This window comes from Micromonospora alfalfae (assembly GCF_022230925.1).
GTDB classification, from domain to species: Bacteria; Actinomycetota; Actinomycetes; order Mycobacteriales; family Micromonosporaceae; genus Micromonospora; species Micromonospora alfalfae.
The window spans coordinates 151,673-165,159 of record NZ_JAKKFH010000032.1 but is presented as its reverse complement, the minus strand read 5'-3'; the positions used below and the strand labels follow the sequence as shown (position 1 = coordinate 165,159).

Annotated in this window: 13 protein-coding genes and 3 tRNA genes; 4 read left to right on the top strand and 12 right to left on the bottom strand. The window is 71.9% G+C overall.

Features of this window, described 5'->3' with window-relative positions; translation table 11 throughout:
- Positions 1–11: 11 nt before the first annotated feature.
- Positions 12–1,457, bottom strand: coding sequence for a 3-isopropylmalate dehydratase large subunit (gene leuC, locus MED01_RS25345; protein WP_238671053.1), 1,446 nt, complete (start codon positions 1,455–1,457; stop codon positions 12–14).
- Positions 1,458–1,506: 49 nt separating this feature from the next.
- Here leuC and MED01_RS25340 point away from each other — a divergent pair, with 49 nt between their 5' ends.
- Complete coding sequence (locus MED01_RS25340) at positions 1,507–2,193, top strand: IclR family transcriptional regulator (RefSeq protein WP_007456408.1); 687 nt, start codon at positions 1,507–1,509, stop codon at positions 2,191–2,193.
- Between the two features lie 206 nt (positions 2,194–2,399).
- Here MED01_RS25340 and MED01_RS25335 read toward each other — a convergent pair.
- From MED01_RS25335 to MED01_RS25320, 4 genes are all read right to left on the bottom strand, one after another.
- Positions 2,400–2,472, bottom strand: a tRNA-Glu gene (locus MED01_RS25335).
- 173 nt (positions 2,473–2,645) lie between these two features.
- Positions 2,646–2,718, bottom strand: a tRNA-Glu gene (locus MED01_RS25330).
- Positions 2,719–2,852: 134 nt separating this feature from the next.
- A tRNA-Gln gene (locus tag MED01_RS25325) sits at positions 2,853–2,924 on the bottom strand.
- Between the two features lie 108 nt (positions 2,925–3,032).
- Positions 3,033–3,836 carry a fumarylacetoacetate hydrolase family protein gene (locus tag MED01_RS25320; RefSeq protein ID WP_238671052.1) on the bottom strand — a complete coding sequence of 268 codons (804 nt, stop codon included), beginning with the start codon at positions 3,834–3,836 and terminating at the stop codon, positions 3,033–3,035.
- A gap of 174 nt (positions 3,837–4,010) precedes the next feature.
- On the opposite strand from MED01_RS25320, the gene MED01_RS25315 reads away from it, so the two are divergent.
- Together MED01_RS25315 and MED01_RS25310 are read left to right on the top strand one after the other, a co-directional pair.
- Entirely contained in the window at positions 4,011–5,429 is a 1,419-nt protein-coding gene (locus MED01_RS25315; protein ID WP_238671050.1) for a hypothetical protein, read from the top strand.
- 34 nt (positions 5,430–5,463) lie between these two features.
- Complete coding sequence (locus MED01_RS25310; RefSeq protein WP_238671048.1) at positions 5,464–6,330, top strand: 3-methyladenine DNA glycosylase; 867 nt, start codon at positions 5,464–5,466, stop codon at positions 6,328–6,330.
- Positions 6,331–6,512: 182 nt separating this feature from the next.
- Here the strand turns inward: MED01_RS25310 and arfB are convergent, their stop codons facing one another.
- The 7 genes from arfB to MED01_RS25275 all read right to left on the bottom strand — a co-directional run bounded on the left by arfB (position 6,513) and on the right by MED01_RS25275 (position 12,091).
- Positions 6,513–6,938 (bottom strand): alternative ribosome rescue aminoacyl-tRNA hydrolase ArfB, encoded by a 426-nt coding sequence (gene arfB / locus MED01_RS25305; RefSeq protein ID WP_210786405.1) that lies wholly within the window; start codon positions 6,936–6,938, stop codon positions 6,513–6,515.
- Positions 6,939–6,972: 34 nt separating this feature from the next.
- On the bottom strand, positions 6,973–7,269 hold the full coding sequence (locus tag MED01_RS25300; protein ID WP_238671047.1) for a hypothetical protein: 297 nt from the start codon (positions 7,267–7,269) through the stop codon (positions 6,973–6,975).
- Positions 7,270–7,367: 98 nt separating this feature from the next.
- Positions 7,368–8,222: a S1C family serine protease gene (locus tag MED01_RS25295; RefSeq protein WP_238671046.1), complete on the bottom strand. Its 855-nt coding sequence runs from the start codon at positions 8,220–8,222 to the stop codon at positions 7,368–7,370.
- A 38-nt stretch (positions 8,223–8,260) separates the two neighbouring features.
- Positions 8,261–9,220 (bottom strand): VWA domain-containing protein, encoded by a 960-nt coding sequence (locus MED01_RS25290; RefSeq protein WP_238671044.1) that lies wholly within the window; start codon positions 9,218–9,220, stop codon positions 8,261–8,263.
- On the bottom strand, positions 9,217–10,230 hold the full coding sequence (locus MED01_RS25285; protein WP_238671043.1) for a DUF58 domain-containing protein: 1,014 nt from the start codon (positions 10,228–10,230) through the stop codon (positions 9,217–9,219). Before MED01_RS25285 ends, MED01_RS25290 begins: the two co-directional genes overlap by 4 nt.
- Positions 10,227–11,276: an AAA family ATPase gene (locus MED01_RS25280; RefSeq protein ID WP_238671041.1), complete on the bottom strand. Its 1,050-nt coding sequence runs from the start codon at positions 11,274–11,276 to the stop codon at positions 10,227–10,229. Before MED01_RS25280 ends, MED01_RS25285 begins: the two co-directional genes overlap by 4 nt.
- Positions 11,277–11,584: 308 nt before the next feature.
- Positions 11,585–12,091 (bottom strand): hypothetical protein, encoded by a 507-nt coding sequence (locus MED01_RS25275; protein WP_238671040.1) that lies wholly within the window; start codon positions 12,089–12,091, stop codon positions 11,585–11,587.
- Between the two features lie 386 nt (positions 12,092–12,477).
- Between MED01_RS25275 and MED01_RS25270 the strand changes: the two genes are divergently transcribed.
- Entirely contained in the window at positions 12,478–13,416 is a 939-nt protein-coding gene (locus tag MED01_RS25270; protein WP_238671083.1) for an endonuclease/exonuclease/phosphatase family protein, read from the top strand.
- Positions 13,417–13,487 lie beyond the last annotated feature (71 nt).

Sequence of the window (13,487 nt, the reverse complement as noted above, 5' to 3'; positions counted from 1 at the left end):
GTCGGTCCCTTCTACAGGTCGGCGGGGGCGGCCAGCCGGCCGGCCACTGCGGTGGCGGCGGCCACCGGCGGGGAGACCAGGTGGGTACGCCCACCCCGGCCCTGACGGCCCTCGAAGTTGCGGTTCGAGGTGGAGGCGGAGCGCTCGCCCGGCTTCAGCGTGTCGGGGTTCATCCCCAGACACATGGAGCAGCCGGCGAACCGCCACTCGGCCCCGGCATCGGCGAAGACCTTGTCCAGACCCTCGGCCTCGGCGGCCTCGCGCACGGCGGCGGAGCCGGGCACCACGAGCATCCGGACGCCGTCGGCGACCCGGTGCCCACGCAGCACGTCAGCGGCGGCCCGCAGGTCCTCCAGGCGACCGTTGGTGCAGGACCCCACGAAGACGACGTCGATGGGCAGCTCCCGCAGCGGGGTGCCGGGGCGCAGGTCCATGTACTCCAGGGCCCGGCGGGCGGCCGTGCGCTCCGAGTCGGTGGTGAACTCCTCAGGGTCCGGCACCGGGGCGCTCAGCGGCGCACCCTGCCCGGGGTTGGTGCCCCAGGTGACGAAGGGGGTGATCTGGCTGGCGTCCAGGGTCACCTCGGCGTCGAAGCGCGCGCCCTCGTCGGTGGGCAGCGTCCGCCACCACGCCACCGCCGCGTCCCAGTCCGCGCCCTGCGGCGCGTTGGGTCGACCCTTGAGGTACGCGAAGGTGGTCTCGTCCGGCGCGATCATGCCGGCCTTGGCACCCCACTCGATGGACATGTTGGCGATGGTCATCCGCCCCTCCATGGAGAGGGCGCGGATCGCCTCGCCGCGGTACTCGACGATGTGCCCGCGACCTCCACCGGTGCCGACCTGCGTGATCAGCGCGAGCACCAGGTCCTTGGCGGTCACGCCGGGCGCGAGGCGACCGGTGACGTTCACCGCCATCGTCTTCGGCCGGCTCTGCGGCAGCGTCTGGGTGGCCAGGACGTGCTCCACCTCGCTGGTGCCGATGCCGAAGGCGAGCGCGCCGAAGGCGCCGTGGGTGGCGGTGTGCGAATCGCCACAGACGATCGTCAGACCCGGCTGGGTGAGGCCGAGCTGCGGGCCGATCACGTGCACGATGCCCTGGTTGTCGTCGCCGAGCGGGTGCAGTCGCACCCCGAACTCGGCGCAGTTGCGGCGCAACGTCTCGATCTGCGTACGCGACGTGGGGTCCGCGATGGTGAGCAGGTCACCACGGCGGAGGCGGAACGCCGGGTCGGCGTACCCGGTAGGGGTGTTGTGGTCCTCGGTCGCGAGGGTCAGGTCGGTACGACGCACCCGGCGTCCGGCGAGCCGCAGCCCGTCGAAGGCCTGCGGGCTGGTCACCTCGTGCAGCAGGTGCAGGTCGATGAAGAGCAGGTCCGGCTCACCGGCGGCGGACCGTACGACGTGCGCGTCCCAGACCTTCTCGGCCAGGGTCCTCGGCTCAGGAGTGACTCCCACCATCTGGACATCCTAAATTCTGGGAGGTAAGTTTCGGCTTGTGGGACACAGTATGAGCGGTGTCGGCGTTCTCGACAAGGCGGTGGTCATCCTGGCCGCCTGCGTCGACGGCGCCAGCCTTGCCGAACTCGTCGAACGCACGAAGCTGCCCCGGGCCACGGCACATCGCCTGGCCCAGGCCCTGGAGATCCACCGAATGCTGGTGCGTGACACCCAGGGCAGATGGCGGCCCGGCCCCCGCCTGGGCGAGTTGGCCAACGCCGCGCCGGACGTTCTGCTGACCGCCGCCGAGCCGCTGCTGGCCGCGCTGCGCGACGCCACAGGCGAGAGCGCGCAGCTCTATCTGCGCCGCGCCGACGAGCGGATCTGCGTGGCGGCGGCGGAACGCGCCAGCGGTCTACGGGACACCGTTCCGGTCGGCTCGGTGCTGCCGATGACGGCCGGCTCCGCGGCCCAGATCCTGCTCGCCTGGGAGCCGCCGGAGGCGGTGATGCCGCTGCTGCCGCGCAGCAAGTTCACCGGCCGCACCCTCGCCGAGGTACGCCGTCGCGGCTGGGCGCAGAGCGTCGCCGAGCGGGAGGCCGGTGTGGCGAGCGTCTCCGCCCCGATCCGCGACCGTACCGGCCGGGTCATCGCCTCGGTCAGCATCTCCGGCCCGATCGAGCGCCTGGGCCGCCGCCCCGGCGAACGCCACGCCATGGCAGTGGTAAGAGCCGGCCAACGCCTATCCGGCCTCTAACCCCACCCCTAACCCCCCCACCCCCACCCTCCCCCTCCCACCCTCTCCCCGTTGATCATGAAGTTATTGCCACCCACTCCGGCGTGTCATGGCAATAACTTCATGATCAACGCCGGGAGGGGGGAGGGGGGAGGGGGAGGGAGGGAGGCTGCGGTGGGTGGATGTGGGAAAGGCTCGTCACGCTTTGCGTGACGAGCCTTTGGTTGTAGCCCCGACCGGATTCGAACCGGCGCTACCGCCTTGAGAGGGCGGCGTCCTGGGCCACTAGACGACGGGGCCAGAACTTTTCCGTTCACCACCCTCGCGGGCGGTGCGAATGTAGTCTAGCGGCACCGCACCCGGGCACGAGCGCGGGGTGCGCTGTCACCCGAGGGCCCGACGGAGGCCGGAACGGGCCCGGCCGCGGACACGAAACAGCCCGCCTCACGAGGTGAGACGGGCTGTGCACGCTGTAGCCCCGACCGGATTCGAACCGGCGCTACCGCCTTGAGAGGGCGGCGTCCTGGGCCACTAGACGACGGGGCCAGAACAACTTTCGCTCCCCCACCTCAGCGGTGGAGGAGCTGCACTCTACCGAAGACCACCCTCCGCCCCCGAAGGGGCGGAGTCGAACTCCGTCAGAATCCAGCGTCTGGAAATTCTCGCGAATTCCAGCAGCGCTGGGGTACCAGGACTCGAACCTAGACTAACTGAACCAGAATCAGTCGGGCTGCCAATTACCCCATACCCCATTGGCCCCTTGCGGCGCCGGGAGTGAACTTTACCCTCCCGGTGCCGGCAGGCCAAATCCGATCCCCCCGAACCACCCGTGAGCTGCGGAAACAGGGGCATCAGACGGATCAGGCGACGGGTACCACCGGGTTGGTGAGCTCACCGATGCCGTCGATCCGCACGGTGACCGTATCCCCCTCGACAAGCGGGCTAACCCCGGCTGGGGTGCCGGTGAGAACGACGTCGCCGGGCAGCAGAGTCATCACGTGCGAGATGTACGACACCAGACCCACCACGTCGAAGACCATGTCCTTCGTCCGGCCAAGCTGGCGTACCTCCATCTCCTCCGGGTTGCGACCCACCTCACACCGGATCTCCAGATCGGAGACGTCCAGACCGGTGGTGATCCACGGGCCGATCGGGCAGAACGAGTCGAAGCCCTTGGCCCGGGTCCACTGCCCGTCCGAACGCTGGAGGTCCCGAGCGGTGACGTCGTTGGCGCAGGTGTAGCCGAAGATGGCGCGTTCGGCGGCGGCGCGGTCGGCGCGGCGCGCACCCGGCGCCCCGATCACGACGGCCAGCTCCGCCTCGTGCTCGACCTGCTTGGAGAAGATCGGCAGCCGGATGGCGTCCCGGGGGCCGATCACCGAGGTGGACGGCTTGAGGAAGAGCAGCGGCTCCTTGGGCACCTCGTTGCCGAGCTCGGCGGCGTGGTCGGCGTAGTTGCGGCCGACACAGACGACCTTGCTGGGCAGGATCGGGGAGAGCAGCCGAACGTCGGAGAGGGCCCAGCGGGCCCCACTGAAGGACAGATTGCCGAACGGGTGGCCCTCGATCTCGGCGATGGTCAGGCCCTGCGGCCCGGCCTCCGCTTCGCCTTCGACGGCACCGAACGACATTCCCTTGGCATGGGCGAAACGAGCGATACGCACCCGGCCAATCTAGCGCCGCCGGTGCCCCGACCGGCCAGGACCGGCTGTCGGGTGTGCTCAACCCGTCAGCCCGCGGCACCCTATCGGAGCTGGAGGTGACCGGGGCGGACTTCTCGACTTCGTACCCGCACGGAGGCGACTCGCCCCTAGCGTCGGCTCCGGAGGTTCGTTCGTATGCCTGCATCGACACGACACCACAGAGCCCTCGCAGTGTTCGTGCACTGCCTCGGCATCCTCGCCGCCGTGCCGGCCCTGCCGACGGCGGCCCCGGAGGCGGCGGCCGCGCCACGACCACCGGCCGCCACGCCACAACCAACGGCGGCCGCACCACCACCGGCCGCCATCCCGCCACCAGCGGGAACCCGGCCGCCGGTGGCGATGGTCGCGCGGGTGACCGAGCCCACCCCGCCCTCGGCGCCACCGGCGATGGCACCACCGACCCGGGCACCGGCGTCGGCGCCCCCGCAACAGGTCACTGTGGCGGTCGCCACGGAGAGCAGCCCGGCACCGAGGTACCGGATCCAGGTGCGCAACGTGAGCAACTCGCCGCTGGAGACCACGGTGCGACAGGAACTCCCGCCCGGCTCGACGACCACCGCGATCAGTGGTGGTGGCCGGTCCACCCCGGCCAGCGGATCGACCACCGAGGTGACCTGGCGGTTGCGGCTGCCCGCGCACAGCACCACCACCCTGGGCACCGCGCTCGCGGCGACCGCGCCGGGCCGGCCGCTGACCGCGCCGACCTGCGCGTTCACCAGTGACGGCAGCCGGCCGTACGACTGCGCCACGGCCACCTGGCAGGCGGCGGCGGCACCGGCGGCCGAGGTGAGCGAGGCGCCGCCGTGGCGCCGCTACCCGGTGCTGCTCGCCGGACTGGCGGTCCTGCTGCTGATCAGCGCCGCGGTGGTGTGGGTGTGGCGACGTCGGCGCGGGCGTCGGGTGACGGCTGCCGCGCTCTCCACCGGCGGCGGCGCCGAGGGTGGCCGTGGGACGGTCTATCCCCGCCCGGCAGCCCCGAGTCCGGTGCGACGCCGGCGTACCCCGCCGGTCTGGATGTTGGTGGGCGCCGCCGTCGTGGTGCTGGCCGGAGTGGTCGGCACCGCCGGTTGGACGGCGACCCGGCAGGTCTCGGCGATCGACACGCAGAAGCAGCCCACCAGCGGCGCGTGGATGGGCACCGGGGTCACCGGGTCGCTGGGCGTGCCGCTGCGCGAGTCGGCGTTCGAGTTCACCGTGTACCGGATGATCTGTGGCGCACCGGGCACCGCGGGCAAGCCCGACGGCGGCGGTGCCGCGCCGGCCAACGGGCGACGCTGCGAGGCCACCGTCGGCGTGCGCAACGTCACCGGCGACCACCAGCCCTGGCACAGCGAACTGCAACGGGCGTACCTGCCCGGCGGCCGCTGGGTGAGCACCGACGAGGCGGCCACCCGGACGGCGAACCTCGGTCGGGACGTCTTCGCCGACCCGATGGCGTCGGGCACCCGGATGGTGCTGCCGCTGGTCTTCACGGTGGACGGGCGGGACCCGCCCCAGCAGCTGGAGCTGCGCAGTGGGGTGTTCTCCGCCGGGGTCCGGGTGCAGATGCCCTGACCGGTGTGCGGGCGGCGGTCGTACCCTGGGGTGCGTGACCGCCGCCCTCGCCCCCGCCGTGCTCGACGCGACGCAGTGGCAGGCCCGCCGACGGGCCCACGAGGAGCGGGTGGACGTCTGGCTGACCCCGCACCTGGCCCGGCGACGACGCGGTGAGCGGCATCCGGTGGCCGACTTCCTGTTCACCTACTACTCGCACCGTCCGGCCCAGCTGCGGCGATGGCATCCGGGGCCGGGGGTCGAGCTGCGCGACGCCGATCCGGCCGAATTCGGCCGCGACTACCGCGCCAGCGCCGCCGGGGTCACCCTCGACACCGAGGGGGTACGCGCCCGGCGCGGCGAGTCGATCGCCTGGATCCGCTCCCTGCTGGAGGCGACGCGGGGACGTCCGGCGCACTTCGGCTGCTTCGGGATGCACGAGTGGGCGATGGTCTACCGGCAGACCCGGGAGGAGCTGCGGCACAACGCCTGGCCGCTACGGCTCAGCGCGGAACGCACAGCCGAGGTCGTCGAGGAGCGGGGTGTGCGGTGCAGCCACTTCGACGCGTTCCGGTTCTTCACCCCGCCGGCCCGCCCGTTGAACCTGCTCACCCCGACCCGCGAGACGCAGCACGCGCACGAGCAGCCGGGCTGCCTGCACGCCAACATGGATCTGTACAAGTGGGCGTACAAGTTGTCGCCGTTGGTCTCCTCGGAGCTGGTCGCCGACGCGTTCGACCTGGCCCGGGACATCCGCACGCTGGACATGCAGGCCAGCCCGTACGACCTGGCGGCACTCGGCTACCCGCCGGTGCGCGTGGAGACTCCGGACGGCCGGGCGGAGTACGCGGCGGCCCAGCGCGGGTTCGCCGAGCGGGCCGCCGTGCTGCGCGACCGCCTGCTAACCGCCGCCCCGGCCTAGCCGTCGCCCCGCGCCCCCACGCCCCACGCCCCACGCCCCACGCCCCACGCCGTCGATTATGGAGTTGTGGTGGGCCACAAAGTGTCCGCTATACGAACAAACTGGGCACCACAACTCCATGATCGACCGGGGCTGGTTTCGTGACTTCGTCAGCGTCGACCTCGCTGCCGGACGGCGTCGGATCAGTCGTCGTCGGCGCGGCGGTCCCGCTTGCGCTGGGACTGGCGTTTCTTCTCGGCCAGCCGGCGTTCCTTGGCCCCACGGGACGGGCGGGTCGCTCGGCGGGTCGGCGGTGGGGGCGCGGCGGCCTCCCGCAGCAGTGCTGTCATCCGGGCCCGGGCCGCCTCCCGGTTGGCCAGCTGGGCCCGGTGCTCGCTGGCGGCGATCGTCAGCACCCCGTCGACGAGGCGGTTGGCCAGCCGGGCCAGTGCCCGCGGCCGCAGCCACTCGGGCACGGCCGGCGAGTTGGCCACGTCGTAGCTCAGCTCGACCCGGGAATCCGCGGTGTTCACACCCTGCCCGCCCGGCCCCGACGAGCGGGAGAAGCGCTCCCGTAGCTCCCCGGCGGGGACGACCCACCGGTCGGTCACCCGCAGTCCGTCGTCCACGCCCCGAGGCTAACCCGCGACGACGCGCCGGGGGTCATCGGTGCGGAGGCTCACTCTGCGTCGGGGACTGGCTGGGCACCGGCCCGGCGGTCTCCTCGTCGGAGCCGACGGCCGCGTACGCCACCGCGCCGAAGAACAGCACCCCGATCACCGCGGCCTTCACGACGACGCCACGGATCAGCGACCAGGCGCCCCGGCGGGCGCCTGGCACCGATTTCTTGACGGTCTGGTAATCGTTCCACCCGCGTCGTGCCCGGGCGTACGCCGACCCCACTGCACATCCGATGACCAGGCCCACCAGCAGGAGGACCGTGAGAAGAGGACGCTCCACCTCCGCCAGTATCCATACCGAGCGTAATATTTCCATGGTCCGATGCCGTCCGGCCGGATATCTGACAGTGCGGGCCCCCGTCAGGGCGTTCGGGCAGTTCAGCCGCCCTTGCCGATGATCGTGTCGGCGGTCTGCTGCACCTGGTCGATCGGGATGGCGAATCCGATGCCGATCGAGCCGTTTCCGTCGATGGTGGCGATGGCGGTGTTCACCCCGACCACTTCTCCACGCGCGTTCACCAGCGGCCCACCGGAGTTGCCGGGGTTGATGGACGCGTCGGTCTGCACCGCGCTGTGCCGGTTGTTGCCGAGCCGCACCTGCCGGTCGAGCGCGCTGACGATGCCAGCGGTGACGGTTCCGGCCAGGCCGAGCGGCGAGCCCACAGCGAGGACCGGCTCACCGACCCGGGTCGCGCCCGGTTTGGCCAGGGGCAGTGGGGTGAGACCGGCGGATGCCGGCACCTTCAGCACCGCCAGGTCGCTGCGCGGTTCCCGGCCGACCACCTCGGCGGCGAACCGGCGGCCGTCGGGCAGCTCCACCGTCACCGGCCCGCCACCCCCCTTGGCCAGGATGTGGTCATTGGTGATCAGGTGCTGCTGGTCGTCCACAGCGAAGCCGGAGCCGGTAGCGGACCCGCTGGTCGCACCACCGGCCAGCACCGACACCACCCCGGGTACGGTCCGTTCGGCCGCGGTGACCAGCTCGGCCGGCACCGGGGCGGCGGACGCCGCGGCCGGGCCACCAGCACCGTCCCGGCTGGCCACCACGCCACCGGCGAGAGCACCGGAGACGGCCGACACCGCCACCACCGCCAGCACGGCGAGCAGCCGCCCAGGCCGTCGCCCGCCCGGGTCGCGCTCGGGTGCGTCCCACCACCCGCGCCCGTCCGGGTCGAGTTCCGGTGAGATGAACCAGGGACCGCGCGGCTCGCCCAGTCCGGTCTGCACAGCCATGCGTGCTCCTCACTGTCGACGTCGGTTGTGCGTGGCGGTCAGGGCAGCCGGGAGAACCAGCGCATCGAGCCGGCGGCGGCGCCCATCGCGAACACCAGTCCGAGGCCGATGAACCGGGCCGAGATGTCCTGCCGCTCGGTGCGGTAGCCGACCGAACTGCCGATGTCGTCGTAGACGGCCCGCAGCTCGTCGGTGGTGCTGGCCTCGTGGAACATGCCGCCGGTCTCCTCGGCGACCGCCTTGAGGGTCTGTCCGTCCACAGGCACCTGGATGGGCCGTCCACCTCTGTCGACGAACCCGGACGGGGTGCCGAACGAGATCGAGTGCACCGGCACCTCCGCCTTCACCGCTTCCGCGGCCGCCTCCATCGGGTCCATCCCGGAGGTGTTGGCGCCGTCGGAGAGCAGGATGACCCGGGCGGGTGGGGGCTCCTTCGCGGCTTCGCTGTCCAGGCTCTTGACCGCGCCGAGTGAGGTGTTGATGGCCTCGCCGATAGCGGTGCCCTGGACACCGGTGATGCCTTCGGCGAGCCGGTCGATCCCCTCGTCGAGGGCGTCCCGGTCGGTGCCCGGTGGCACCAGCACGGCGGCGCTGCCGGCGAACGCGACCAGACCGACGTTGAACTCGTCGGGCAGGCCCTCGACGAAGCGCCGGGCGGCCTCCTTCGCCGCGGCCAGCCGGTCCGGCTCGACGTCGGTGGCGAGCATCGACGTGGAGACGTCCACCGCCACCATCACAGTGGCCCGTTCCCGGGGCACCCGGACCTCGGCGCTCGGTCGGGCGAAGCCGACCACGAGCAGCGCCAGCATGGCCAGGAAGAGCCCGGCTGGTACGTGTCGACGCCAGGCGGGCCGCTGCGGCGCCACCCGGTCCAGCAGCCGCAGGTTGGTGAAGCGGACCGCGTAGCGGCTACGGCGCCGCTGCAGTACCAGATACGCGACGACCACTGCGAGCACGCCGAGCAGCAGCCAGAGTCGCAGCGGCGACTCCCAGCTCACGCGGCACCTCCCCGGGGCCTGCCGGCCGGCGCGGCGGCCAGCCGACGCTGGGCGTGCACGTGCCGGACGATGTCCGCGCTCCAGTCGCCGTCGGTGCGCAGCGGCAGATGGGTGGCTCCGCTGCGGCGCAGCGCCTGGTGGACCTGTTCGCGCTGGGCGGTGGCGGCCTCGGCGTACCGCTCGCGCAGCCCTCGGTCCGATGTGCACACCTCGCGGTGCCGACCGGTCTCCGGGTCGACGAGCGTGATCAGGCCGACGTCCGGTAGTTCCAGCTCACGCGGGTCGGTCACCTCGATCGCCAGCACCTGGTGCCGGACGGCCAGCCGGCGCATGGTCCGCTCCCAGGGCGCTGTCTGGCCGGGGTCGTCGGGCAGTCCGTCGAGGAAGTCGGAGACCACCACCACCAGCCCACGCCGGTTGGCGATCCGGTGCAGCGCGTCGAGGCCGTCGGCCAGATCGGGCGGTAGGGCCTCCGGCCCGCGCCCCGGCCGTTCGGTGGGCGCGGTGGCCCGGGGGGCGGCGAGCAGCGCGCGGAGCAGGGCGAGCAGGTGGGTACGTCCGCTGCGGGCCGGGAAGCGGCGTACCCCGTCGGCGTGCAGCACCTGGGCGCCGAGGCGGTTGCCGACGCCAGCGGTCAGGAAACCGACCGCCGCGACGGCGGCTACCGCCAATTCCCGTTTGTCCAGCTCGGCGGTGCCGAACTCCATGCTGGCGCTGCCGTCGACGAGCAGCCAGGTGGTCAGCTCCCGGTCGGCGTCGACCTGCCGGACGTGCGGCACGGCGGTCCGGGCGGTCACCGCCCAGTCCATCCGGCGGACCTCGTCCTCGCCCGGCCGGTATTCGCGACTGCCCGAGGGTTCACTGCCGGGACCGGGCAGCAGACCCCGGTACTGGCCGTGCAGCAGGCCGTTGAGCCGGCGCGTGACGGTCAGTTCCAGGCGGCGCAGGCGCTGGTCCGGCGCCAGCTCGGCCAGGCCGGGGTCGGCGGGCGCAACGGCGGCGCGTCTCATGCCGCCGCCAGATCCGGTGTCTGCTGCGGGTGTCCGGTGGCCAGCCGGGGCGGCGGCACCGCCTCGACGAGCCGTCGCACCACGCTCTCGGCCGACACCCCGTCGGCCACCGCGTCGAAGGAGAGCACCAGCCGGTGGGCGAGGACGTCCACGGCAAGCTCACGGATGTCCTCGGGCAGCACGTACTCCCGCCCCCGCAGCAGGGCCTGTGCCCGGGCGGCCGCGACCAGGCCCAGTGTGGCCCGTGGACTGGCCCCGTACGCCAACAGCGGGGCGATCTCCGGCAGCCCGAACCGGCCCGGGTCGCGGGTGGCGAGGATGAGCCGCACCACGTACTCGGCCAACGCGTGGTGGACGAAGACCCGCTCGGCGTGGATCTGAAGGTCCCGCAGCCGTTGCGCGTCGAGCACCTGGCGCGGGGTCGGCCGGTCGGTGCTCATCCGGTAGAGGATGGCCAGCTCGTCGGCGTCGCTGGGGTAGTCGACGACCACCTTCATCAGGAACCTGTCACGCTGCGCCTCGGGGAGCTGGTAGACCCCCTCGGACTCGATCGGGTTCTGGGTGGCCAGCACCAGGAACGGCTCCGGCACCGGCCAGCTTCGCCCGCCGATCGAGACCTGCCGTTCGGCCATCGCCTCCAGCAGCGCCGACTGGACCTTGGCCGGGGCCCGGTTGATCTCGTCGGCCAGCACCAGGTTGGCCATGATCGGCCCCAGCTCGATGTCGAAGGTTTCCTTTGACGCCCGGTAGATCCGGGTGCCGACGATGTCGGAGGGCACCAGGTCCGGGGTGAACTGGATCCGGGAGAAGGTGCCGCCGACCACCGTCGCGAGGGTCTGCGCGGCCAGTGTCTTGGCCACGCCGGGTACCCCCTCCAGGAGGCAGTGTCCGTTGGCGACCAGGGCGGTGAGCAGGCGTTCGACGAGGCGATCCTGCCCGACGATCACGCGTTTGACCTCGAAGAGGGTCTGTTCCAGCTCGATGCCGGTCGGCTCCGGATCGACCGGGCTGGGCATGCTGGCCAGGGTGTCCGAGATGTCCGTCACGGTGCTTGCTTCCCGGGCACACGCCCGGCAAACGTGGGATTGTGCGGCCCGGACCGGCCCGGAGTGGCCGGAATGGGGATAAGCCGCGCGGAAGGGTGACGACCGTCGCGAGCCGGCCGAGGAGGGCCCAAAGTCCGCGCGTTCACGGAAGTCGGGGTGTCCCGGATCCCCGGACACCCCGACTTCCTGAAACCCGAGTCGATCAATGCCCGGACCCGGCCGGCCGAGGTGCAGCCGGCGAGTCCCGCGCTGAGCGGACAGGGTCCGGCCCCCGCGCCGGAGGCGACGGGGGCCGGGTGTCGGGTTGGTCAGGGTGTGTGGGTGAGCAGTGTGAAGCCCAGGTTGGCCGGCGCCCCGGCCGAGTTGCGGGTCTGCACGAAGAGCGCGTTGGGCGTCAGCAGCCGCGGGGCGACCGAGACCTCGCCACCGGGCGGAATGCAGCAGGAGCCGGAGAGGGACAGGGTGGCCAGGAAGGCACCAGCCGAGACGGTGTAACCGAAGATCACCTCGTACTCGCCGACGCCGTACTTGACCACGGTGCCGCTGCCGCGCGCCTTGGTGCCGTTGGAGTTGACGACGGTGAAGACGTTGGTGGCCACCAGTGGGGTGGCCGCACTCGCCTTCAGCGCGGCTTTCGCGATGCGCGCCGACTCGGCGCTGACCGGCGGCTGGGCGTTCGTGCCGCGTGCCGGCTGGACCGCTTCCTGCGGCGCCTTCGCCGACGGCTGGGCGATAGCGATGCCCCCACCGGCGAGACTGAGCCCCAGAACAGCGAACGTGACCGCCGCCACCTTACGTCGGAAGGATGTGCTCATGACAGGTCCCCCTTGTGTGACCGTGCGAATTCGGCCGACCCGCGGGACGGGACGGATGACTGCCCATAAATAGGCGTACGACGACAGTTGGGCGGGGGAAAGCTGCCTCGCTCACACCCGACGAGATTGATTAACCATCAATCCATATCCCCTCTGAGCTGCGGTTACTACTCAGAGTTGCGTCGTTTAAGCCAGATGGAACGTAGCACCGGAAAAAGCCGCCAGTCAATAGTTGATCTCGCTTTTCCAGGGTGTCATTCAGCCGTCAGATAATTGTGAAATGTGAGCGCATCGCCATTCATGAAATGGGTTCGTCGGGCCCGACTACGATCAACTCCGTGATCGTCGATGCCCCACCCGCACAGCGGAACACTCGGCTCGGCACTGTGCTCTGCTGGCTTGCCGTCGTACCCACCGCAATCTGGGCGGCCACCCGACTGCTCGGCCTGGACCGGGGGCCGTTGGTGCAGGCGCTCGCCTTCACGCCGTACGCCGCGGGCGTCAGCGTGCTGGTCCTGGCCCTCGCGCTCGCCCTGCGGCGCTGGTGGCCGGCGGCGCTCGCGGCCCTGGCGACGGTGGCGTTGCTCGGCGCCGTCGCACCTCGGGCGCTGGCCAACCCGCAGCCGGCGGCGGCCGGGCCGACCGTGCGGCTACTCACCGCCAATCTGCTCGCCGGGGCCGGCGACGCGCGGACACTGGTGGAGCTGGTCCGGCGACACCAGGTGGACGTGCTCACCGTGCAGGAGTTCACGCCGGACGCGCAGGCCGCCCTGGATCGGCTCGGCCTCGCCACGCTACTGCCGCACCGACAGCTCAACCCGGAGATCGGCACCCCCGGCTCCGGGCTCTACTCGCGGTGGCCGATCACCGACGGCGGCGTCCGACGCAACCTCGAGGGGTGGGGCTTCACCCAGGCGTACGCGACGGTGTCCGTCCCCGGCGGGCCCCCGGTCCGCGTCGAGTCGGCCCACCCCTCCGCGCCGTACGCGCTGGACCAGGTGGGTGCCTGGCGTGCCGACCTGACCGCCCAACCACCTGCCACCCCGGACGGTGGCCTGCGGATCCTCGCCGGAGACTTCAACGCGACCCTCGACCACAGTCCACTGCGGGCCCTGCTGCGCAGCGGTTACGTCGACGCCGCCGACGCCACCGGAGAGGGCCTGACCGGCACCTGGGGTCCCTACGACGGAGACCTCATCCCACCCGTCACCATCGACCACGTCCTGGTCGACCACCGGATAGCGGTCCACTCGGTGCAGGTGTTCACCCTGCCCGGCAGCGACCACCGCCCCGTCCAAGCCACCCTCCGCCTCCCCCTCCCCTAACCACCCACCCACCCCGCCCCGCCCCACCCCGCCCCGCCCCGTCGATCTTGCACTTACTGTCCCGGCATCAG